We start from the raw sequence: 23,903 nt of genomic DNA, 5'->3' as shown, positions 1-23,903 counted from the left end.
GAAGGATCACTGCATACGGGGAAGGAAGCACTCATGCCCAGCATCCCGAGTGAGCCCGCCGGCCGCCGCGACGTCTTACGCGGCCTCTCGCTGGCCGGCGCGGGAGCCGTACTGGCGACGGGTTCGCCGCCGGCACCCGCCCGCGCGCACGCACCGGACCTCACGGTCCTGCGGCGGGCCAGCCTGATCGACGGCACGGGAGCGCCGGTACGGCGAGGCGTCACCATCGTGGTCACCGGCGGCCGGATCGCCTGGATCGGCGACGATCACGGCGCACCCGGACACCGGTCGGCCAACGTGGTCGATCTGCGCGGACGGTACGTCATCCCCGGGCTGTGGGACATGCACACCCACGGGACTCTCGACGAGAAGATCGCCCCGCCGCTGTACATCGCCAACGGAGTCCTCGGCGTCCGGGAGATGTGGGGCTCCCCGCCGCTGCACGCGCTGCGCGACCGGATCGAACGCGGTGACCTGCTCGGCCCGCGCATGGTCGTGGCCAGCAACATCATCGACGGCCCCGTCTCGCTGCTGGGGCCCCTGCCCACCAAGGTCGCGAACGCGGCCGAGGCCAGGCGGGCCGTACGCGCGGAACAGGCCGCCGGGGCCGACTTCCTCAAGATCTACTCCTACCTCGGCCGCGACGCCTTCCACGCCCTGGCGGACGAGGCCCGCGCGGCGGGACTGCGCGTCGACGGGCACGTCCCCTACCTGGTGCCCATGGCCGAGGCCAGCCGGGCCGGGCAGCGGTGCTTCGAGCATCTGCTCGGCCTCACCCTGGCCACCTCCAGCCGCGAACGCCAGTTCCGCCGCCGGATGGAGGACACGCCGATCGACCCGGCCGACCCGCGCGCCTGGTACACCATGGTGCGCGAGATGGAACGGCTGGCGGCCGAGACCTACGACCCGGCCAAGGCCAGGGAACTGTACAAGCTGCTCATCCGCGACGGCAGCCGCCACTCGCCCACGCTGTCGGTGCTCAACGTCGTCACCCAGCCCGCCGAGACCTACGCCGACGATCCGCGACTGAAGTACATGCCGGCCGCCGTCCGCGCCGTCTGGGCCGAGAGCCTGAAGATCGTCGCTCCGGTCACGCCCGAGCAGATCGCCCAGCAGCGCCACTTCTTCAACCGGCTCCTGAGCCTGGTCGGACGCCTGCACCGGGCCGGCGTCGGCGTGCTCGGCGGCACCGACTGCTACAACCCCTACGTCTTCCCCGGCTTCAGCGCCCACGACGAGCTGTCGCTGCTGGTACGCGCAGGGCTCGCGCCGATGGCCGCGCTGCGGGCCATGACCCGCGACGCGGCCCGCTTCCTCGGCCAGGAGGACACCATGGGGACGCTCGCTCCCGGCAAGGCCGCCGACCTGGTGGTCCTGGACGCCGACCCGCTGGCCGACATCCGCAACACGCGCCGCATCCACGCGGTGATGACCCGGGGCCGCCTCATCGGGCCGAGGGAACGCGCCCACATCCTGGCCGAGGTGGAGGCGGCGGCCAAGGAGCAGGGCAGCGCGGCGGCGGTGCCCGCCTGCGCCTGCCACTGACATCAGGGTCGAAGGAGCGCGCGTGCCGGTGACGTCAGGGCCGGAGGAGGCGGGCGACCTCGGTCACGACGACCTCGGGGTCGGTGAGCGGGACGTAGTGGCCGGAGCGGGGAGCGATCACATGGCGTCCGGCCGGTGACCGGGACGCCCGGTGGGCGTGGGCGGCGTTGGCCGCGGCTCTGGTGGAGGCGGGCATGCCGTTCCCCGCCCGGCCGCCGGAGACCACCGTGACCGGCAGGCCGCCGAGGTGGGGCGGGCCGATCCGCCAGGTGGCGAGCTCGTCGAGGAACGTGCGTACCTGGGCGCGATGGGTGCGCACGGCGGCCGCGGTGAACGCCTCCCGGCGCATGTCCCGCCGCGCGTCCCGAGGCAACGTCAGCATCGTGGACCGGTAGGCGAACCCGAGCAGGCCGAGGTGGGCCAGCAGGAGGTTGACCCGGACCACCACCCGCTCCACCCGCCGGAAGGCCGGGCTGAACAGCACGTCGGCGGCCTCGTCGGCCGGGTCGACGAGCACCAGCCCGGCGACCCGCTCCGGGCGCGCCGCCGCGGCGAGCCTGACGATCGGGCCGCCGGCGCTGTGCCCCACCAGCACGTACGGCCCGGCGCCGAAGTGGTCAAGCAGATCGCCCAGATCGCCGGCCATCCGGCGCAGCGTCCGCGAGACGGGGTCGGCGGGGGAGCGGCCGAGCCCGGCGCGGTCATAGACGATCGCGCGCGCGAACGCGCCCACGGCGGGCTGCACGAGCGCCCACGACGACCGGCCGACCGCGGCCCCGGCCTCGAACACCACCGTCGGCATGGGCCCCGCCGCCGTCGTCGGCTCTGGGCCGGGCGTCGTCATCGCCTCTGGAACGGGTGCCGCTGCCGGCTCTGGGCCGGGCAGCACCATGGCGTGCAGGCGGCGGCCGTCGCGGGTCGGCACCCACTCCGTCGTGCCCTGGATGTGGTTCACGGCCTCCCCGATCGGTCAAAGTTACGCACTCTAACTTAGGGCGGTCGTCAAGCGGGTCACCCGAGGGGTTCGCCCTCGCGGTCGTGGAGCCGCGCGGAGAGGACCGCGCCGATCTCGGCGAGCGGTCCCGGCCGGGTCAGGTCCTTGGGGTCGCAGGCCACGTCGTGCGCGTCGATCACGCCGGTGATGTGCGGGCGCCACGCCCCGGCCGGCCGGCGGTCGTGAAGGGTGCCGGCGGTGGCCCGGAAGTACAGGGCGTCGCCCTGGTACACCCTCGTGCCGTGGCCGCGTACCAGCCGGTCGGTGTTGAGGTGGACGTCCCTGAGCTCGGCCAGGGCGCCCGCGGGCAGTCCGGCCAGCGGACTGCCCTCCCTGCGCAGGATCTCCGCGACCCGCTCCAGCGTGAGCGCGGCGTCGGGGGCGTGGCCGTCCATGGCCAGCAGCGCCTCCAGCGCCTCCGCCTCGTCGGGGGGCGGCAGCTCGCGCAGCGCCTCGGCGGGCCGGGCGTCGAGGATCGCCAGCAGCCGTACGTCGGCGAGCAGCACGGCCAGTTCCTGCGCGATGACGCCCCCGGTGGACCAGCCGAGCAGATGGTAGGGGCCGTCGGGCTGTACCGACCGGATCTGGGCGGCGTAGTCGGCGGCCAGCTCCGTCAGCGAGGCGGGCAGCGGGTGGCGGCGGGCCTGGAGGGCGTAGATCGGGCGGCCGGGCAGGTGCTTGATCAGCCCGCCGTAACACCAGCCGAGCCCACCGGCCGGGTGAACAGCGAACAGCGGCGGCCGTGAGCCCGCCTGGCGTAGGGGCAGCAGCACGCCGAGCGGGTCCGCGCGGGTGCCGCCGTCGATCAGGCTCAGCAGGGCGGCCGGGGTCTGCGCCGCGAACAACGCGCCGACCGGGAGCGTGGCCCCGAGCACCTGGCCGATGCGGTCGATCAGCCGCACCGCGGCCAGCGAGTGCCCGCCCAGCTCGAAGAAGCCGTCGTCGACGCCGGCCCGCGGCAGCCCCAGCACCTCGGCGAACAGCTCACACAGCATCGCCGCCCGAGGCCCGTGGGGCGCCCGCGCCGGCGCGGCCTCCGCGCCGGGATCGAACGCCGCGCGTGTCAGCGCGATCGGCGTGCCAGGGCCGTGTGGTGCGCGCGCCGTCGTTCCGGCCCGGCCGGGTTCCCGGCGCCCGGTGTGGGCGAGGGTGCCGTCGCGCCGCCAGACGGCCAGGCCGCCGGTGCGGTACATGCGCGAGCCGGGCGGGCCGAACGGGTCGGCGACGAACCGCTCGGCGGTCAGGCCGGGCCTGCCCAGGTAGCCGCGGGCCAGGGCGGGGCCCGCCGCGTACACCTCGCCCGTCACCCCGGGCGGGACCGGCTGCAGCCGCTCGTCGAGCACGTAGACGCGCGGGTCGCGGCCGTCGTCGCGCGGCCCTCCGGTGGTGTGCGGCCCTCCGGTGGTGTGTAGGCGGCCGGTGACGTGCGCGCTCGTCTCGGTGAGGCCGCGCACGGTGAGCGTCCGGGGTCCGTCCGGTCGCCAGTCGCGCACACGCGCGGCGTCCAGGACCGCACCGTTCAAGATCACGTAGCGGAGCGGCAGCTCGCGGCCGTCGTCGTCGGCCATGAGCCGGTCGAAGGCGGCAGGGGCCAGGTTGAGCACCGTCACCTTCTCCCGCCGCAGCAGGGCGAGCAACTGGAGCGGAGAGCGGCCGACCGGGTGCGGCACCACGACGAGGCGGCCTCCGGACAGCAGCGCGCCCCACAGCTCCCGGGGCGAAAGGTCGAAGGACGCCCACACGTCGCGGCGGGTGAACCCGAGCGAGGCCCCGGTCTCCGACAGCAGCCGCAGCACGTTGCGGTGGGTGACGAGCAGCCCGGTCAGGCCGGAGGAGTACGTCACGTACGCGGGATGCTCGGGCCGCAGCGCACGTTCCGGGTTGTGGCCGAGCCATTCGCCCAGGTCCTCCAGCCAGCTCTCGTCCACCACGCAGACCGGGCCGGCGTCGGCGAGCACGGCGTCGACGCGCTCGCGGGAGTCGGACGGGTCGAGCGGCAGGCACGCCGCCCCCGCCTTCAGCACCGCGAGGATCGCCACCACCAGGTCGGGCCCGCGCGGCAGGTCCACGGCGACGACCGCCTCGGGCCGCGCGCCGTGCGCGATCAGCTTGTGCGCGAGCTGGTTGGCGCGGGTGTTGAGCCTGCGGTAGGTGAGCGCGCCGACGGCCTTCGCCTGCGGGGTACGCCGCGCCAGCGCCTCGAACCGGTCGGGAACCGTGTCCCCGGCGGCGCAGACGAGGACGGGGTCCGGGTCGGCGCCGCCGGTCAGCCAGGCGCGTTCGGCGGCGTCGAGCAGGTCGAGGCGGCCGATCGGCAGGTCCGGCTCGGTCACCGCCTGACCCAGCAGGCCGGTGAAGCGGGCGGCCAGCGACAGGGCGCCGTCGCGGTCGAACAGGTCGGTGCTGTACTCCAGGAAGCCGTTGCCGTCGGTGTCCAGCCGCAGCGTCAGGTCGAACGCGGCCGTGCCGGTGTGCACCAGGCGGGACTCCGCGGCCTCCCGCAGCACCAGCATCACCTGGAACAGCGGGTGCCGGTCGCGGGCGCGGACCGGGTTCAGCGCCTCGACCAGCCGGTCGAAGGGCAGCTCCGGGTGGTCGAAGGCGGCCAGGTCGGCCTCGCGCACCCGATGGAGCAGTTCGGCGAAGGTGGGGTCGCCCGAGGTGTCCGCGCGCAGCACGAGCAGGTTGGCGAACGAGCCGACCGCCCCGCTCAGCGCGCTGTCGTGGCGTCCGGCGACCGGTGTGCCGGTCGGGATGTCGGTGCCTGCCCCCAGCCTGGTCAGCAGGGCGGCGAGCGCGGCGTGCAGCACCATGAACGGAGTGGCGTGGCTGCGGCGGGCCAGGTCCAGGGCGCCGGTCCAGATCTCGGGCGCGATCGCCACCGGCACGGTGTCGCCCGCGCCGGTGGGGACGGCGGGCCGCGGCCGGTCGGTGGGCAGGTCGAGCCGCTCGGGCAGGCCCGCCAGTGCCTTGGTCCAGTGCTCGCGGCCCGGCTCGCCGAGGTCGAGCTGCCACAGCGTGTAGTCGGCGTACTGCACCGGCAGGGGCTCGAACCCGGGACTGTGCCCGGCGGCGCGCGCGGCGTAGGCGGTCTGGACGTCGCGCACCAGCGGGCCCACCGACCAGCCGTCACCCGCGATGTGGTGCAGGACCAGCATGAGGATGTGCTCGCGGGCGCCCAGCCGCAGCAGGTGCGCGCGGAAGGGCGGCTCGCGGGTCAGGTCGAAGGCGCGGCGGGCGATGGTGCGCATCGCCGTCTCCGGCATGTCCGGCTGCCACATGGGCAGCGCCACCGGCGCCGGCAGCCGGATCTCCTGGTACGGCACGCCGTCCCGGTCGGGGAAGACCGTGCGCAGGATCTCGTGCCTGGCCACCACGTCGGCCAGCGCCGTGGACAGGGCCTCGCGGTCCATCGGCCCGCTGAGCCGTACCGCGATGGGGAGGTTGTGGGCGGGCCCGCCCCCGTCGGCGCGGTGCAGGAACCAGAGCCGGGACTGCGCGGAGGACAGCGGCATCGGCCGCGGCCTGGGCCTGCGCCGCAACGGGGGCCGCGCGGCCCGGTCGGCCGGCAGCCGGGCGGCCAGTTCGGCGGGCGTGGGGCCGGAGAAGACCTCCCTGACCGGCAGCCGCACGCCGAAGCTCTCCCGGATGCGCCCGGCCAGCCGCCCCGCCAGCAGCGAGTGGCCGCCCAGGTCGAAGAAGCTGTCGCGCGGCCCGGCCGCGACGCCCAGCACCTCGGTGAACAGCTCGCACAGGGCGCGTTCCGCGGCCGTGCGGGCGTCGGGGTCACGCCCGCCGACGACGACGGGTGGGGGGAGGGCGGCGCGCTCCAGCTTGCCTCCGGGTGTGCGGGGCAGCGTGGCCAGCGGCACGATCGCCGCGGGCGTGAGCGCGGCGGGCAGGTGTTCCGCGGCGTGCTCGCGCACGAGCAGCGGGTCGGCGGCGGACGTCACGTAGCCGATCAGCCGGTCGCCGTGCACGGCCACCGCGGCGGCGCCGACGTCCGGATGGCTTTCCAGCACGGCCTCGATCTCGCCCGGCTCGATGCGCAGCCCGCGCAGCTTGATCTGCTCGTCGCCGCGGCCGAGCAGTTCCAGACGGCCTTCGGCGTCCCAGCGGGCCAGGTCGCCGGTGCGGTAGAGGCGTTCCCCTCCCGGCGCGGCCACGAACCGTCCGGCGGTGAGCGCCGGCCGGTTGAGGTAGCCGCGGGCCAGACCGGCGCCGGACAGGTACAGCTCGCCGACGACTCCGGGCGGCGCGGGCCGCAGGGCGCCGTCGAGGATGTGGACGCCGGTTCCCGCGGTGGGCCCCTCCCCGCCGTCGCCGAACCAGGTGTAGGCGTCGACGGTCGCCTCGGTCGGCCCGTAGTGGTTGACCGCCCGCGTGCGCTCGCGGAGGGCGCGCCACATCGGCTCCGGCACGGCCTCGCCGCCGACCACGGTGACGCGCGGCGGGCCGGCCAGCAGTTCGGGCAGCTCCTTCAGCTGCGACGGCGTGACGTCGAGGCAGCCGATGGCGTTCTCGCGCACGTACGCGGTCAGCGCGGCGCCGTCGCCCTGGACGTCCTCGCCGATCAGGTGGAGCTCGTGACCCAGCACCATCCACAGCAGCGGGTCGAGTGCGGCGTCGAAGGAGAACGACGCGGTGTGCGCGACGCGCAGCCGTTCCCCGCGGGGGACCAGGCGCTCGCGGTGGCCGGCCAGGAGCGCGGCCAGGCCGCCGTGGGTGGCGACGACGCCTTTGGGCTTGCCCGTGGAGCCGGAGGTGTAGATGACGTAGGCGGCGTCATCGGGGTGCGGTTCCGCCATGCGGGTGCGCGGGACCTCGCCCGCCTGCGCCCAGCCGGGGGTGATCACGATCGAGGGGGCGGCGTCGGTGAGCATGAGGCGCCGCCGTCCGGCGGGGTAGGCGGGGTCGACCGGCAGGAACGCGGCCCCGCAACGCAGCACGGCCAGCAGCGCCACGACCAGTTCGGCCGAGCGGGGGAGGGCCAGCGCGACGATCTGGCCGGGTCCGGCCCCTTCGAGCACGAGCTGGCCGGCCATGTGGTCCACCCTGGCGCCGAGGTCGGCGAAGGTCAGCTTCTCCTCGCCGCTGACGAGGGCGAGGTCGTCCGGCGCCAGCCGTACCCGCTCCTGGAAGGCGGCGACGACGGACGGCGGCGCGACGGGCGGGCGGCGCGGCGCGGGCAGGGCGGCGCGGTCCTCGTCGGTCAGCAGGTCCAGGCGGCCCAGGGGCGTGCCGGCGGGCACGTCGGCGAGCGCGCCGAGGAAGCGGGCGAGGCGGCGGGTGTGCGCGGCCAGGGACTCGGGGGTGTAGCGGGCGGCGTTGCCGTCGAGGTCCAGGATCAGCTGGTCGCCGTCGAAGCTCAGCGTGATGGCGACGTCGTCCACCGGTCCGGCGGCGAGGTTGGTGACGGTGCCGGAGGATCCGGCGAACTTCACCTCGGTGGGGAACGGCTTGATGTTGAGCATCGGGCCGGACAGCGGGTGCCGGGTCCCGGCCAGCCCGAGGTCCCGGCGCAGGTCCTCGCTGCGGTAGCGGCAGTGAGCGCGCGCCTCGGCGATGCGCCGCGCCGCCTGCTCCACGAGCGAGCCCAGGGTACGGCCCTGCCGTACGTCCAGCCGCAGCGGCAGCACGTTGACCGCCAGGCAGGGCACCCGCAGCCCGGCGCCGGAGCGGTTCATCAGCGGCAGCCCGATCACCACGTCGGTGGTTCCGGTGACCCTGCCGACGTAGCAGGCGACCCCGGCGGCGGCCACGTCTGCCCAGGTCGCGCGGGCCTGCCGGGCCAGGGCGTCCCAGTGCCGCGCGGGCGGCAGGGACGCGCGGCAGCGGACGACCTCGTGGGCCGGGGTCGGCGGCTCGCGGGTGAGGCCCACCGGGTCCGGGCGGCCGGCGAGCCGTCCCAGCCAGTAGGCCCGGTCGGCCGCGAACTGCGGGGACCGGCGGTAGTCCCGTTCCTGGGCCAGCACGGGCGCGAGGGTGCCGAACGGGCTGGGCCCCGGCGCGAGCGCGTCGGTGAGCGCCGAGTAGATCTCCGCGACCCGGCCGACCAGGAGCGAGAGCGCGTAGGCGTCGATGAGGATGTGGTGGGCTCGCAGGTACCAGACCGTGTGCTCGTCGGACAGGCGCAGCAGGGCGTGGTGGTGCAGGGTCCCGGTGACCACGTCGACGGGGGAGCGGGTGCCGGCGCGCATCCACTCCTCGGCCGCCGCCTCCGGGTCGGGCTCGCCGCGCAGGTCGAGCAGGACCAGGCGGCCGCTGACGGAGTCCCAGTCGGGCACGTACTGGGCCGGTTCCTCGGTGAAGCGCAGCCGCAGCGGCTCGGCCTCGGCCAGGCACCGGCGCAGTGCCCGCTCGAAGCGGGCGGCGTCCAGCGGGCCGTGGATGTCGAGCCGGTCGGCGGCGTTGTAGAGGGGGTTGCCGGGGTCCAGGCGCTGGGCGAACCAGATACCCGCCTGAGCCCCGGTCAGGGGCATGGTCATGCCAGCAGCTCCGCCCAGGCCGTCAGCGTCGGGCGCTCGACCAGGTCGGGGAAGGACACCTCCGCGCCCTCTGCCCGCCACCGCTCGGCCAGGGTCATCAGCCGGATGGAGTCCATGCCCGCCGCGAGGAGGTCGTCGTCGGGGCCGATCTCCTCCGGCTCGACGTAGAGCAGTTCGGCGACCTGCGCGCGCAGCCGCCGGGCCGTCTCAGACACCGGCCACCTCCCTGCTGAGGGCCCGGCTGATCTGCGCGGTGGTCGCGGTGACCGCGCAGCGCTCGGCGGCGTAGCGCAGCGCCATCTCGTGGTGTTCCAAGGAGAAGTCGGCCACCGCGTCGGCCACGACGAAGGGCTGCACATCCCGCATGAACGCCTCGCACGCCGTCATGAGCACGCCGATGTGGGCGTAGACGCCGCAAATGATCAGTTGGTCGCGCCCCTTGTCCTTCGTCAGCCCGGCCAGGTCGGTGCGCTGGTAGGCGCTGTACCTCCACTTGGTGATCACCAGGCCGTCGCCGCGCGGCGCGAGCCCGGCCACGATCTCGGCCTCACGGGGGTCGGCGCCGACGCCCTCACCCCAGAAGTCGCGCAGCAGGCCGCGGTCCTCGGTGCTCTGCGCCCCCGGCTGGGCCGAGTAGATGATCGGCACGCCCAGGTCCGCGCACCGGGCGCGCAGTGCCAGGACGTTGGCCATCAGTTCGATCAACGGGGACTGACCGGGGGTGAAGGCGTCGAGGAAGTAGTTCTGCATGTCGTGGATGAGCAGGACGGCCCTGCGCGGGTCGGGGCGCCAGGCGACGCGATTGGCGGGTACCTGACTGGGCATCGGATAGGGGGCGATCTCGGGAATGGCCATGATCGTCAGGTCCTCTCGCGGAGATGTCGCTTGCTCACCTTGCCGACGGCCGTGCTGGGGAAGGCGTCGACGTATTCGAACACGTCGGGGATCTTGAAGGTGGCGATGCCGCGCTCGCGCAGGAACGTGCGCAGCTCGGCCTTGGGCGGGGGCGGGCCGGCGCAGATGACGTAGGCGCAGGCGCGTTCGCCGAGGTAGGGGTCGGGCAGGCCCACCACGCTCACGTCGTGGACCGACGGATGGGCCAGCAGGTGGTTCTCCACCTCCTCGGCGGCGATCTTCTCCCCGCCGCGGTTGATCTGGTCCTTGGCGCGGCCCTCGATCACGAGGTGGCCGGTGGGCGTGAGCCGTACCAGATCGCCCGTGCGGTAGAAGCCGTCGGCGGTGAAGGCGTGCTTGTTGTGCTCCTCGGCGCGCCAATAGCCGCGAATCGTGTACGGCCCGCGGGTGAGCAGTTGCCCGTCGTCCTCCACCACGACCTCGTCGGCGGGGGACAGGGGGCGGCCCTGCGTGGAGACGATGACGTCCTCGGGGTCGTCGAGCCGCGTGTAACTGACCAGCCCCTCGGCCATGCCGAAGACCTGCTGGAGGGTGCAGCCGAGCTCCGGGCGCACCCGCCTTGCCACCTCCTCGCTGAACTTGGCGCCGCCCACTTGCAGGACGTCCAGGCTGGACAGGTCGTACGCGGCGCCGGCGGCGGCGCGCAGCCACAGCAACGCCAGCGGCGGCACCAGCGCCGCGATCGTGACCCGTTCGCGTTCGATCAGCGGGAAGCAGGTGCTCGGGCTGGGGTCGGGCGCCAGGACGGACGCGGCGCCGGCGCTCAGCGCCCCGAACACGCCCGGCGAGCTCATCGGGAAGTTGTGCGCGGCGGGCAGCGCGCACAGGTAGACGCTGTCCCCGCTCAGCCCGCAGAGGCGCGCGCTGGCGCGGAAGCTGTAGATGTAGTCGTCGTGGGTGCGCGGGATCAGCTTGGGCAGTCCCGTGCTGCCGCCCGACAACTGCAGGAACGCCACCTCGCCCGGATCGCGGCCGGGAAGCTCCACCGGCTCGGCCTCGGGAAGCTCGTCCAGAGTGATCGACGGCGTGCCCGGGGCGTACGCGCGGTGCGCCTCGTCCGGGCAGATGTAGGCCACGGCTTCGGTGAAGCCGCAGAAATGGGAGATCTCCGCCGACCGGTGGCCGGGCAGCGCGAAGACCGGCCACGCCCCGAGCCGGTAGAGGGCGAAGCAGACCTGGTGGAACTGCGGCACGTTCGGCAGCTGCACCACGACCCGGTCGCCCGGCCCGACGCCCCGCGCGCGCAGCCCGGCGGCCAGGCGGTCGGCGCGCTCGTCCAGCTCGCGAAAGCTCCACCGGGCCGACGGCGAGACCAGCGCCGTCCGCTCCCCGTGGCGCCCGGCCAGCTCGCGCAGCAGGTCGCCGAAGCTGATGCCGCTCCAGTAGCCCGCGGCCCGGTAGCGGGCCGCCTCCTCGTCAGTCCAGTGCATCGTTGCCCGCCCCCAGCGCGTCCAGGACCGTGCGGAACTTGCTCGTGGTCTCGGCCAGCTCCCGTTCCGGGACGGATCCGGCGACGATGCCGGCTCCCGCGAACAGCCGCACCGTGTGCTCGTGCACCTCGCAGCAGCGGATGGCGACCGCCCACTCGCCGTCGCCCGCGGCGTCGCACCATCCGGCCAGGCCGCTGTAGAAGCCGCGCTCGACCGCCTCCAGCTCGCCGATCACCCGCCGGGCCGCGGCCTGCGGGGTGCCGCACACGGCCGGGGTCGGGTGCAGCGCGGCGGCCAGCGTCAGCACCGACGTCGCCGGGTCGCGCAGGGTGCCGGTGATCTTGGTGGACAGGTGCCACATCGTCGCGGTGGAGGTGAGCCGCGGGGTCTTCGGCACCTCCAGGCTGTCGCAGTATCGGCTCAGCCGTTCGGCGACGGCCTCGACGACCAGGCGGTGCTCGTGCAGGTCCTTCGCCGACTCCAGCAGCGCGGCGGCCCGGCGGGAGTCCTCCACGGGGTCGGCGCTGCGCTCGGCCGAGCCCGCCAGCGGGTTGCTGATGACCTGCCTGCCGTGGCGGGCGACGAGCAGTTCGGGGCTGGCTCCGGCGAGGGTGCTCCCGCCGGGCAGCGGTGTGGCGAAGGAGTAGCCGTGGCCGAGCAGGGGACGCAGCAGCTGCCGCAGGCTGATCGGCTCGTCGGAGCGCAGTTCCAGGGTGCGGGCCAGGACGACCTTGTCGAGGTTGCCCGCCTCCAGCTCGGCCAGGGCCAGCCGTACCGCCCGCATGTACGCGGCCGGCGCCGGGGTCTGCCTTCTCCACCAGCGCCCGCTGGGCACCGGCGGGGCGGCGGCCGGCAGCGGCGCCGACCAGGCCGACTCGGAGGGGACGAGCAGGTGCGCGGTCCCGTCGAAGGAGATCGCCCCGGCGGCCAGCCCGCCGGACCGGCCCAGTAACGCGGGCAGCCGGTCGGCGAGGGTGGCCAGCTCGCCGCCGGCGATCGTGGATCTGCCCCGCGTGAGCAGCGTCCCCCGCGGGGAGGCGAACAGCACCGACCGGGTGCGCTCGTATCCCGCAAGCGGGTCCGCGGCGGTGGTCAGACTTTCCATCGAGTTCCAATCACTCAGGCGCGCAGGGTGGCGCCGCCGTCGACGAGAAGGTCGTGCAGGGTGATGTGCCGTGAACGCGCGGAGACCAGGAAGAGCACGGCCTCGGCGACGTCACGCGGTTCCGCCACGCGGCCGAGGGGGATGCCGGTGCGGAAGGTGGCCAGGTCCCCCGCGACGGGATCGCCCCCTTGGAGCGCGCGCAGCATGGCCGTGTCGGTGGAGCCGGGCGAGACAATGTTGCAGCGGATCCCGTGCCCGGCCAGCTCCAGTCCCAGGCATTGGGTGAAAGCCCGCGCGGCCGCTTTGGACGCGGCGTAGGCGGCCATGCCGACGCGGGGGATGGTCGCGGCGTTGGAGCCCACGGTGACGATCGATCCCCGCCGCCGGGGGATCATGCGCCGGGCGACGGCCCGGCAGGTGTGGAAGACGCCGTCGGCGTTGACCGCGAACGTCTGCCGCCAGCGCTCGTCGTCGGTGTCCTGCGCGCGAGCGGGATGGAGCACTCCGGCGACGTTGACCAGGATGTCGATGGGGCCGAGCTCGCGCTCCACCCGGTCGACCAGGGTGTCCACCGCGCGCGAGTCCCGTACGTCCAGCCGGTACGGCGTGCCGTCGAGGTCGGCGGCGGCCACCTTGGCGCCCGCCTGGGTGAGTGTGGCGGCGACGGCGGCGCCGATGCCCCTGCCCGCGCCGGTGACCAGAGCAACGGAGTCCCCGATGCCATCCAATCCTGAAGCCCCTCGTAGGTCAGAATGAAGTTAGGTAAGGCTAACCTAATTTGTACGTTTGCTGAGCATCTGTCAAGACTGTCCGAGTCTTCAGTGGCCACCGCCCGTCCCGTGCGGGTCCATGGCCGCCACCTGCTTCGGCAGCACCACGAACGGCCGCATCATCTTGTGGTCCTCGTGCTCGTAGATGTGGCAGTGGTGCATGAAGCGCCCGACCGAGCCCGTGAACCGGCCCACCGTCGTGATCATCTCGCGGAAGCCGACCGCGATCACGTCCTTCCAGCCGCGCTCCTCCGGTCGCAGCGGCTCGGCTTCGAGGATCTTGATCGGCTTCTCCGTGCCGCCGCCGAGGCGGGTGGAACCGCTGGTCGTGAAGTACTTGAACCCGGACGCGTCCAGCCGCAGCCGCTCCTGCGCCTGGAAGGAGAAACCATGGGCGTGCATGGGATGCGGCACCCCGCTGCCCTCCAGCGACACGAACCGCCAGGTCTCCCAGTCGCCGTCGGCCACGTGGAAGGCGACCGGGTCCGGATAGTCCCTGGACAGCCTGCGATAGGTGGTGACCTGCCCCTTCGCGTCCTCGAACTGGACGATCCCGTCGGCGGGCAGCGGTCCCGGCGGCGCGTCGACGCGTTCCATCTCCCACATCTCCGCGTTGATGGGAAAGGCCGGGGTGATGAGAACGAGCCGTTCCTTGTGCTGGGGCAGGGCCGCGGGGTCGACCTGCTCGAAGCTCGCGCTGATCTTGGGGGGCAGCGTGAACGTCGGCGGGCGCCGGTCCCCGCTCACCCGGAAGTTGATCACCTCGGGCACCGGCGAGGCGATGAACGAGGCGTCCACCCACCGCAGCGACCGGCCCTCCAGCCCTGTGAAGTCGACCAGGACGTCGGCCCGCTCGGCCGGTGTGACCAGCACCCAGTCCTCGATCGGCACGGGCGCGGGCAGCAGCCCGGCGTCGCTGCCGATCTGGAACACCCTGCCCGGCACCGGCTGGCCGTTCTGGTCTACCAGGCGCAGCAGGTAGGGGCGGATGCTGGAGGCGTTGACGATCCTGAAGCGGTACCACGCCGGCTTGACCTCCGCGTAGGGCCAGACGGTGCCGTTGACCAGCGTGTAGGGGCCGGTGAAGGAGCGTACGACGGTCTCGGTCTGCTGCGGGTACTCCGTGATCTTGTGCAGCAGGCGGCCGTTCACCTTGCCGTCGGCGTCGGTGTCGAAGTTGCGGTCGCACAGCACGAGCGGGATCTCGTAAGGGCCGGAGGGCAGGCCGAGGTCGTGTTCCTCGTCGTCGCGGATCAGATAGAGGCCGGCGGTCAGCCCGGTCATGGTGTTGAACCGGGTGATGTGCATGGCGTGGTCGTGATACCAGAGGGTGGCCGAGCGCTGCTCGTTGGCGTACTCGGCGAGCTGCGCGGCGCCGGGCGGGACCGCGTTCTCGGCCCAGCCGTCGTTGCCGCCGCCGGTGTGCGCGCCGTGCAGGTGCACCACGGCCCAGGGCGGCAGGGCGGCCACGTCGGCCCTGGGCGTCGCGCCGCTCCTGCCCGGCAGGTCCCAGACGGGCACCGGGCCCGGCGCCGCGCGGAGCTGGACGGCGGTGACCGGGTAGGCGCCGCTCAGGGCGTTGGCCCAGGTGACGCGGAGCCGTTCGCCGCGGCGGACCTCGATGGTCGGGCCGGGGAAGTGGCCGTCGTAGGCCCACAGCGTGGTGGGCGGCAGGTCCGCGTGCAGGCGGGCGGTCACGGGGCGCATGGTGACGGTCAGCGTGGACAGGCCGCGTTCGCGCCGCACTCTGGCGCGGGGCGGGACGCGCAGGCGGTCGCGGTAGGGGCGTAACTGCAGCACGTCGCCGGGGGCGGCGGCCGTCTGGACGAACACCGTCGCGGCGCCCGGTTCGCGGGTCACGGCCTCGAAGGCGGGAGCGTGCGTGGTGTGGGCGCGCGGGGGCGCGGCCGCGGAGCTCGGACTGAGTACGGCGTGCAGGCCGTATCCGCCGGCCACGCCGAGGGTGGTGGCGCCGGCGAGCAGGCTGCGCCGGGAGATCGAGGGTTGGTCCGACATCGGGCGGCTCCCGGGAAAAGGGTAGAGATCCGAGCCATGAAGTTAGGTTAGGCAAACCTAATAAACAAGACTCTTCAAGGCTTGAAATGTGGACAGAACCACCTATGATCACGCGCCGGTCCGGGAGGCGGATGTTCTCCTTGGAGGCTCTTGTCAGAGAACTTAGGTTAGCCTAACCTAAGTTTGCTTCGTCCCGTCCGGGACGGTCAGGGGACCTTTCAGGAGGCGGACCACCCGCGATGGCAGCAGATTCCACACCGGCGTCCTACGCCCAGCGAGCCCTTTGGTTCCTCCACCGCTGGAACGGCCCTTCGGCGACCTACAACATGCCCTTCGCACTGCGCCTGAACGGCATGCCCGACGAGCTCGCGCTCCGCCGGGCGCTGGCCGACGTGGTGGCCAGGCACGACATCCTGCGCACGGTGATCGCCTCCGCCGACGACGAGCCGTGCCAGCGCGTGGAGGCGGGATGGCGGGGCGATCTCGCGGTCGTGGACCTCGCGGAGCCGGAGGTCGAGGAGCGGGTGCGCGCGGCCGTGGCACGTCCGTACGACCTGGAGAAGGAGCCGCCCTGGGGGGTGTGGCTGTTCCGGGTGGACGGCGGGGCTCCGGTGCTGCTGTTCGTGCTGCACCACGTGCTGGCCGACCAGTGGTCGTTCCAGGTGCTGGCCAGGGACCTGCACGTGGCCTACCGCGCGCGCCGGGCCGGGAGAGCGCCGTGGTGGGCGGCGCGGGCCTCGCAGTACGGCGAGTACGCGCGGTGGCAGCACGAGCGGCTGGGCGACAAGCAGGACGCCGGGTCGTTGACGGCCCGGGAGATCGCGCACTGGCGGCAGGCCCTGGACGGTCTGCCCGAACACCTCCCCCTGCCCGCCGACCGTTCCGGCAGCGGCGACGAGGGGATGGACGTGGGATTCGTCCTTCCGCCCGCCACCGCCGCGGCGCTGAGGACCCTGGCCAGGCAGAGCAGGGCCAGCCCGTTCATGGTGCTGCAGGCCGCAGTCGCCGCGCTGCTGCACCGGCTCGGCGCGGGCGACGACATCCCGCTGGGCGTCGCCGTCTCCGGCCGGGACGAGCCGCGCTGGGACGACCTCATCGGCCTGCTCGTCAACTCCACGGTCCTGCGCGCCGACCTGTCCGGCCGGCCCACGCTGCGCGAGCTCCTCGCCCGCGTGCGCGAACGCGGGCTGCGCGCCTACGGCCACCACGTCCTCCCCTTCGACCGCCTCGTGGACGGCCTCAACCCGGCCCGCTCGCCCGGCCACAACCCGCTGTTCCAGGTCATGACCGTGTACGAGAAGGCCGACGGGCGCCGGTTACCGCTGGACGACCTCCTCGGCCAGGTCATCCCCATCCCCGCGCGGACCGCCAAGTTCGACCTCACCTTCGCCTTCGTCGACCACGCCGGAGACGGGTCGCTGGAGGGTGTGCTGAACGTCGCCGCCGCCCGCTTCAGCCCCGCCGCCGCCCGGACCCTCGCCGACCGGCTCGTCCGCCTCGTCGAGGCCGCCGTCGCCGACCCCGACCTCCCCCTCCACCGCGTCGACCTCCTTTCTCCGGCCGAACACCGCGACCAGCTCGCCCTCGCCCAAGGCCCGCCGCACCGGGTCGCCGAGCCGGAGACCTGGGTGACCCGCCGCTTCGCCGAGCGCGCCGCCGCCCATCCGGAGCGGATCGCCGTGGGGCACCTGACCTACGGCGAGCTCGACCGCCTGTCCGGCGTCCTGGCCGCCAGGCTGGCCGAACGCGGCGCCGGACCCGAGAGCGTCGTGGCGCTTCCGCTTCCGGCGGGGGAGTGGAGCCTGGTCGGCGTCCTGGCCACGCTGAAGGCCGGTGCCGCCTTCCTGCCGCTCCACCCCGGCCATCCGCCCGCCAGGAACGCCGCCGTCATCGCCGACGCCGGGGCCCGCCTCGCGGTGACGGCCGCCGGATCACCGCCCCTGCCCGCGGGCGTCGAAGCCGTGAGAGCGGACCATCTCGAAGACGACGTGTCGGGCGGGCCCGCGCAAGCGCCGCCCCACCCAGGACCCGACGCGCCCGGTGGGCCCGCACGAGCGCTGCCCCACCCCGGCCAGGCCGCCTACGTGATCTACACCTCCGGTTCGACCGGCCGCCCCAAGGGGGTCGTGGTCGGCCGGGCCGCGCTGGCCGCGTACCTGTCGTGGGCGGGTGAGCGCTACCCGGGGCTGGCCGGGACGGCGCTGCTGTCGGGCCCGCTCACCTCCGACCTCAACATCACCAGCGCCCTCGGGCCGCTGACGGCGGGCGGGCGGGTGGTCGCCGGTGAGTTCGGCGAACAGGTCGAGGGGCTGACCTTCGCCAAGTGCACCCCCAGCCACCTCGCCCTGCTGGACGGCGCCCGTGGCGACGCCCTGGGCGGCGCGCACACGCTCGTGGTCGGCGGCGAGGCACTGACCGGAGCCCACCTGCGGGAATGGCACGCGGGCCGCCGGGAGCCCGGCGTCCGGGCCGTCGTGAACGAGTACGGCCCCACCGAGGCCACCGTGGGCTGCGTCGTCCACGAGCTCACCGACGCCGGCGAGCTTCCGGCCGGGACGGTCCCCATCGGCGCCCCGGCCCCCGGCTGCGCCGCGTACGTGCTGGACGACGCGCTGCGGCCGGTGCCTCCGGGCGTGCCGGGAGAGCTGTACCTCGGCGGCGAGCAGCTCGCCCGCGGCTACCTCGGCCACCCCGGCCTGACCGCGACCCGCTTCGTCGCCAGCCCCTTCGCCCACGGCGAGCGCCTCTACCGATCCGGCGACCTGGCCCGCCGCCGCGGCGACGGCCTGCTGGAGTACCTCGGCAGGGCCGACGACCAGCTCAAGATCCTCGGCAACCGCATCGAGCCGGGCGAGGTGGAAGCCGCGCTCACCACCCACGAGGACGTCGCCCAGGCCGCGGTGGCCGCCCACCGCGCCGCCCCCGGCGCCCGCGAACGCCTCATCGCCTACGTGGTCTCCCGCTCGGCCGTCCTGGACCCCGAGGAGGTACGCGCCCACGCCGCCCGGATCCTGCCCCAGGCCATGGTGCCCGCGGCCGTCGTGGTGCTGGACGCCCTCCCGCTCACCCGCGCCGGCAAGCTCGACCGCGCCGCCCTTCCCGCACCGGCACCGCGAGCCCCGGCGGCGAGCCACGGGACCGCGGCGGAACAGCGGTTGTGCCGCCTGTTCCGCGAGGTCCTCGACCTCGAGCGGGTGGGCCCTGACGACGGCTTCTTCGCGCTCGGCGGCGACAGCATCGCGGCCATTCGCCTCGTCGGCCGCGCACGGGCGGCGGGCCTGCGCTTCACGGCCCGGGACGTCTTCGTCCACCAGAGCGCCCGCGCCCTGGTGAAGGCCACCGGGAGCGAGCCCCCGCCCCGCGAACCGGGCTCCGGCGAGGTGCCGATCACCCCGATCCTGGCCGAACTGCTCGCCAGGGGCGGCCCGTTGACCGGCTACACACAGGCCCGAGTCGTGAACCTGCCCGCCGGCATCACCCCGGACATCCTCACCGCGGCCGTCCAGTCCGTGCTCGACACCCATGACGCCCTGCGCTCCCGCCTGCTGCCCCCCGGCGGCACCGGCGGCTGGCGGCACGTGATCAGGGAACCCGGCGCGGTCCGGGCGGCGGACGTCCTGGTCTCCGAAACCGACGAAGAACGCGTCTCGGCGACCCCGGACCCGCTGGCAGGCGAACTGGCCGCCTTCGCGCGGCTGGACGCCCGCAGGTTGCTGATCGCCATCCACCACCTGGCCGTGGACGCGGTCTCCTGGCCGATCCTCCTGCAGGACCTCGCCACAGCCTGCGACCAGGGTGCACGCGGCGAGCCGATCAGCCTGCCCGAGCCGGGCACGACGCTACGCGCCTGGGCACGCCACCTTCACGACCTGGCCGCGGCAGGGGAGACCGGCCTCGCCCACTGGCGCGACCTGGCCCGCGACGCGGGCGCCCCGCTCGGCGGGCGGCCGCTCGACCCCGCCCGCGACACCGTCGGCGGCACCCGATCCCTGCTCACCACCGCGCCCTTCGCCGCCCCGGGCGCCGACGCCCAGGCGAGGTTGCTGCTCGCCCTGGCCCGCGCCGTACCCCGGTGGCGCACCGGCGGCGAGCCGCCGCTCCTGATCGAGGTCGAGGGGCACGGAAGGGAGGAGTCACTGCTGTCTGGCGCCGACCTCTCGCGAACGGTCGGCTGGCTGACCAGCCAATACCCGGTCAGCCTCCGCCTCGGCCCGCACGACGACGTCACCACCATGCGCGAGCGCCTGTCACCCGCGCACGGCGTCGGGTACGGCCTGCTGCGCCACCTCAACCCCCGCACAGAACCGGTACTCGCGGCCCTGCCCCGGGCGCAGATCGGCTTCAACTACTGGGGCCGCGTCCACGACCGGGCGGAGGGCCGGCAGACCGTCGGGCAGGACGCCGTCGTACGCGGCCACGCCGACCCCGCGCTCCCGCTCCCGCACTGCCTGGAGATCAACGCCGTGCTCCGTGAAGGCCCCACGCTGCACGCGCAGTGGACCTGGGCACAGGAGCTTCTCACCGAAGCCGAGGTGAGCCGCCTGGCCGATCTCTGGCACGAGGAACTGGGCGGAGCGGCCGACCCGCTCATCGACGATTTCGACCCTGCCGAACTGGACCGGCTCCAGCGAGAGTGGAGGCCCGCATGACCGCCCTGCAGGACGTTCTTCCCCTCAGCCCGCTCCAGGAAGGCATCCTGTTCCACTCCGGCGGCGGCCACGACCCCTACATCGTCCAACTCGACCTGGAGCTCGACGGGCCGCTCGACGCCGGCCGGCTGCGCGCCGCCGGCCAGGCCCTGCTCGCGCGCCATCCCAACCTGCGGGCCGCGTTCGTGACCCGCGCCTCCGGCCAGGCGGTCCAGGTCATCCCGGCCGAGAGCGTCCTGCCCCTTCAGGTGTACGGCGAAGCCGGCCAGGACGCCTACGCCCGGATCAAGGCGGCCGACGCGCTCCGGCCGTTCGAGCTGACCGCCTCGCCCTGCCTGCGCATGACGCTGGTGACCGTGGAGGGGCGGCACCGGCTGCTGTTCACCTACCATCACCTGCTGCTGGACGGGTGGTCGAACTCGCTGGTCGTCGGCGACCTGCTCCGGCTCTACGACAACGGCGGCGATCCGGGGCGGCTCGAGCCGGCGCCGCCGTACCGGAGCTTCCTGGCGTGGCTGCGTGAGCGGCGGCGCGACGGGAGCGACGACGCGGCGCTGGCCGCCTGGCGGGAACGGCTCGCCGGGCTCGACGGGCCGACGCTGGTGGGCGTACCGGACGCTCCGCGAGGCGCGCGGCCGGAGCGGGCAGAGCTGGCAGAGCGGGCAGAACGGGCGGAGCGGTCACGGGCGGAGCTGAGCGAGGAGACGTCCGAGGCGTTGCGGGCACTGTGCAGGACGGCCGGGGTCACGCTGGGTGTGGCGGCGCAGGCCGCGTGGGCGCTGGTGCTGCGGACGCTCACCGGCCGGAGCGACGTCGTCTTCGGGCTGACGGTCTCCGGGCGCGACGCCGAGGTGGCCGGTATCGAGTCGATGGTCGGGTTGTTCGTCAACACCGTCCCGGCCCGGGTGGCGCTGGAACCCGCCGAGTCCGTGACGGGGCTGCTGCGCCGGGTGCGCGACGATCATGCCCGCACGCTCGGCGCGCAGCACGTGGGGCTGGCCGCCGTCCAGCGGGCGGTGGGGCGGCGGGCGCTGTTCGACACGCTGGTGGTCGTCGAGAGCCATCCGGTGGACGCGGCCGTTCTGGACGGGCGGTCGTTCGGGGGGCTGCGCCTGCGCGGGGTGAGCGGGACCGATGCCACGGGGTATCCGCTCACGCTGATCGTGGTGCCGGGGGCGCGGCTGCGGCTGTCGGTCGATCGGCTGCCGGGGGCGCTCGCGGGTGAGCCGCCGGAGCTCGCCGATCCGGCGGAGCGGGTGGCGGCCGTGCTCGCCGCGATGGCGGCCGATCCGGCGGCCAGGGTCGTGGACGTGCTGCCGGGACAGGCGGCTCCTGTCAGGGGGAGCGCGGTCGCCGTACCGGAGATCGATGTGGTGCGGATGTTCAGGGAACAGGCGGCGCGGCACCCCGATCGGCCCGCGGTCCGCGACGAACGGCAGGTCATCACCTACGCCGAGCTCGACCGGCGCTCCGAGCGGCTGGCCGGGGCGCTGCGCTCGCGCGGCGCCGGGCCCGAGCGGCTGGTGGGCGTGGCCCGCGCCCGTTCGGCCGAGCTGGTGGTGGCGTTGCTGGCCGCGCTGAAGACGGGGGCCGGATACGTGCCGCTCGACACCGAGCAGCCCGCCGCCCGGTCACGCGCGATCGTGGACGACACCGAGCCGGTGTGCGTGGTGACCGAGGAGAGCCTGCCCGGCACGGACGGGGTGATCGACGAGGAGCATCACCCCGACCGGGTCGCCTATGTGCTGCACACCTCCGGCTCCACCGGCCGGCCGAAGGGCGCCGCCATCACCCACCGGGCGCTGGCGAACCGGATCCGGTGGATGCAGCACGCCTATCCGCTGCGGGCCGATGACCGGGTGCTGCAGAAGACCCCCGCGGGCTTCGACGTGTCCGGGTGGGAGTTCTGGTGGCCGCTCACCCACGGCGCCCAGCTCGTGATGGCGCGGCCCGGCGGGCATCGCGACCCCGCCTACCTGGCCGAGGTCATGCGCGGGGAGCGCGTCACGGTCGTGCACTTCGTGCCGTCGATGTTGCGGGAGTTCCTGGACGGGCTCGGCGCCGCGGACCTTCCCTGCCTCCGGCGGATCGTCTGCAGCGGCGAGGCGCTGCCCGGGGATCTCGTGGAGCGCGCGCGGGCCGTCCTGGGAACGGTGGCGATCGAGAACCTGTACGGCCCGACCGAAGCCACCATCGACGTCACCGCGTTCGAGGCGAACGCGGAGGCGGTCGTACCGATCGGGCGGCCGATCTGGAACACCGCCACCCATGTGCTGGACACCTGGCTGCGGCCGGTGCCCGACGGGGTCGCGGGGGAGCTGTACCTGGGCGGGGTGCAGCTCGCGCGGGGCTACCACGGGCGCGCGGGGCTGAGCGCCGGGCATTTCGTCGCCTGTCCGTCCGGCGCCGGTGAGCGGATGTATCGCACCGGTGATCTGGTACGCCGCCGGGCCGACGGGGTGCTGGAGTTCCTGGGCAGGATCGACGGCCAGGTCAAGATCCGGGGCGTACGGGTGGAGCCCGGGGAGGTGGAGGCCGCGCTACGGACCCATCCCGGGGTGCGGGACTGCGCGGTCCGGGCGCCGAGCCGGGCTGACGGGAGTTCTTACCTGGTCGCCTATGTCGTCGGGCGGCACGGGGAGGTGGAGCCCGGCGTGTTGCGCGCGCACCTGGGCGGGTTGCTGCCCGCGGCGATGGTGCCCGCGCTGTACGTGCCGATCGGCGCGCTGCCCCGGACGGCCAGCGGAAAGGTCGACGGCGGCGCGCTGCCCGATCCCGGCTCTCCGTCGCACGGGACCACCCGGCCGCCGTCGGGGGCCGCGGAGGAGCGGATGTGCGGGCTGTTCCGCGAGGTGCTGGGGCTGGCGGGCGATGCCGGGGCCGAGGACGACTTCTTCGAGCTCGGCGGGGACAGCATCACGGCGATGCGCCTGGCCGGTCGCGCGGGGGCGCCCCTGTCGGTGGGCGACGTCTTCGACCACCGGACCCCGGCCGCCCTGGCCCTCCTGCTCGCGAAAGCCGGACCGGCGCCGGTCGCGAAGGCGGCCGAGCTGCCGCTGGCGGCGCATCGGCTGCGGCGCTCGGGGCTGCCGGTCGCGTCGTACCTGATCACCGGGATGGTCGAGGGCCGGGCGGTCGTCCCCGTCGCGGATCTGAACGAGGCGGTGCGGCTGGCCATCTCCACTCCGGACCGCAGGCCGTGGCGGGCCACGATCGTCCCGCGGGCCGCGGACCTGCTCACGCACGACGGCACGGACCTGGCCGGTGCTCTGGAACTCGCGCGCGAGGGCGTGGACCTGGCCGGAGGACGGCCCCTGCGGGTGGTCGCCGTCGCCGGGCGGCTGGTGGCGGCCGCGCACGCCGCGGTGTTCGACGAGGTGTCCCTGCACCGTGTCCTGCACCAGCTCTCGACCGGGGAAGCGGCACAGGGCGGCGTGCCCGCCCGCCTCCAGGCCGGTGAGGATGACCTCGAAGGCTGGCTCGGGCTGCTGGCGAAGGGCACGGCCGAGGTGTTCGGGCCCTGGTCGCCCGGCGCCGGGCCGAGGTTCCGGGTGTCGGCGCCGGTCGGCGCGCTCACGTCCGCCGCCGTCCTCGCCGCCACGGCGGCGTGGCTGGGGCGGCCGGCGCTGCTGGCCGATGTGGAGATCACCCCGGCGGGCGCTCCCACCCGGATATATCCGGCTATGGCGGGTGAGGATTCCCCGGCCGACCCCTTGAACTACGAGATCTTGTACCTGCTGCACCCCCAGGGCGGCGCGGTGCTGCGCGCCCACCCCCGACGCCAGATCCTCATCCGCCGGAGCCTGTTCCCACCCCTCGCCGACGAGGGCGGGGCCGACGCGCCCGAGCAGCACTACCCCCTGGTCATCTCCCACGCCGAGCACGCGGGCCGCCTCTGGCTGGCCGGCGACCCCGCCGTGATCGGCCGCGACGCCGCGGCCGGCCTGCTGGGCCACTTCCCCGTCTGAACGCGATCTCTGGAGACACGAAC

At 74.4% G+C, this 23,903-nt stretch carries 11 protein-coding genes; 3 read left to right on the top strand and 8 right to left on the bottom strand.

Annotated elements, in window-relative coordinates; all coding sequences use genetic code 11:
* Positions 1 to 33: 33 nt before the first annotated feature.
* Complete coding sequence (locus ACIBI5_RS24935; RefSeq protein WP_397250568.1) at positions 34 to 1,545, top strand: amidohydrolase family protein; 1,512 nt, start codon at positions 34 to 36, stop codon at positions 1,543 to 1,545.
* A 34-nt stretch (positions 1,546 to 1,579) separates the two neighbouring features.
* Here ACIBI5_RS24935 and ACIBI5_RS24930 read toward each other — a convergent pair whose 3' ends face one another.
* The 8 genes from ACIBI5_RS24930 to ACIBI5_RS24895 all read right to left on the bottom strand — a co-directional run bounded on the left by ACIBI5_RS24930 (position 1,580) and on the right by ACIBI5_RS24895 (position 15,263).
* Positions 1,580 to 2,500 (bottom strand): alpha/beta fold hydrolase, encoded by a 921-nt coding sequence (locus ACIBI5_RS24930; protein WP_397250566.1) that lies wholly within the window; start codon positions 2,498 to 2,500, stop codon positions 1,580 to 1,582.
* Between the two features lie 56 nt (positions 2,501 to 2,556).
* Positions 2,557 to 9,027: an amino acid adenylation domain-containing protein gene (locus tag ACIBI5_RS24925; protein WP_397250564.1), complete on the bottom strand. Its 6,471-nt coding sequence runs from the start codon at positions 9,025 to 9,027 to the stop codon at positions 2,557 to 2,559.
* Positions 9,024 to 9,242 (bottom strand): phosphopantetheine-binding protein, encoded by a 219-nt coding sequence (locus ACIBI5_RS24920; protein WP_379621142.1) that lies wholly within the window; start codon positions 9,240 to 9,242, stop codon positions 9,024 to 9,026. Before ACIBI5_RS24920 ends, ACIBI5_RS24925 begins: the two co-directional genes overlap by 4 nt.
* A complete protein-coding gene (locus tag ACIBI5_RS24915; RefSeq protein ID WP_397250562.1) occupies positions 9,235 to 9,882 on the bottom strand; it encodes an isochorismatase family protein in 648 nt (215 codons plus the stop codon). Before ACIBI5_RS24915 ends, ACIBI5_RS24920 begins: the two co-directional genes overlap by 8 nt.
* A 5-nt stretch (positions 9,883 to 9,887) precedes the next feature.
* Positions 9,888 to 11,372 carry a (2,3-dihydroxybenzoyl)adenylate synthase gene (locus ACIBI5_RS24910; RefSeq protein WP_397250560.1) on the bottom strand — a complete coding sequence of 495 codons (1,485 nt, stop codon included), beginning with the start codon at positions 11,370 to 11,372 and terminating at the stop codon, positions 9,888 to 9,890.
* A complete protein-coding gene (locus ACIBI5_RS24905) occupies positions 11,359 to 12,477 on the bottom strand; it encodes an isochorismate synthase (RefSeq protein WP_397250558.1) in 1,119 nt (372 codons plus the stop codon). The genes ACIBI5_RS24910 and ACIBI5_RS24905 overlap by 14 nt, the downstream gene beginning before the upstream one ends.
* A 14-nt stretch (positions 12,478 to 12,491) precedes the next feature.
* A complete protein-coding gene (locus ACIBI5_RS24900) occupies positions 12,492 to 13,205 on the bottom strand; it encodes an SDR family oxidoreductase (protein WP_397250556.1) in 714 nt (237 codons plus the stop codon).
* Between the two features lie 90 nt (positions 13,206 to 13,295).
* Positions 13,296 to 15,263 (bottom strand): multicopper oxidase family protein, encoded by a 1,968-nt coding sequence (locus ACIBI5_RS24895; RefSeq protein WP_397250554.1) that lies wholly within the window; start codon positions 15,261 to 15,263, stop codon positions 13,296 to 13,298.
* Positions 15,264 to 15,502: 239 nt separating this feature from the next.
* On the opposite strand from ACIBI5_RS24895, the gene ACIBI5_RS24890 reads away from it, so the two are divergent.
* Together ACIBI5_RS24890 and ACIBI5_RS24885 are read left to right on the top strand one after the other, a co-directional pair.
* A complete protein-coding gene (locus ACIBI5_RS24890) occupies positions 15,503 to 19,912 on the top strand; it encodes an amino acid adenylation domain-containing protein (protein ID WP_397250552.1) in 4,410 nt (1,469 codons plus the stop codon).
* Positions 19,909 to 23,880 (top strand): amino acid adenylation domain-containing protein, encoded by a 3,972-nt coding sequence (locus ACIBI5_RS24885; protein WP_397250550.1) that lies wholly within the window; start codon positions 19,909 to 19,911, stop codon positions 23,878 to 23,880. The genes ACIBI5_RS24890 and ACIBI5_RS24885 overlap by 4 nt, the downstream gene beginning before the upstream one ends.
* Positions 23,881 to 23,903: the final 23 nt, after the last annotated feature.

The organism is Nonomuraea sp. NPDC050540 (assembly GCF_044457485.1).
Classification (GTDB): Bacteria; Actinomycetota; Actinomycetes; order Streptosporangiales; family Streptosporangiaceae; genus Nonomuraea.
This window is presented reverse-complemented; position numbering and strand designations above follow the sequence as displayed.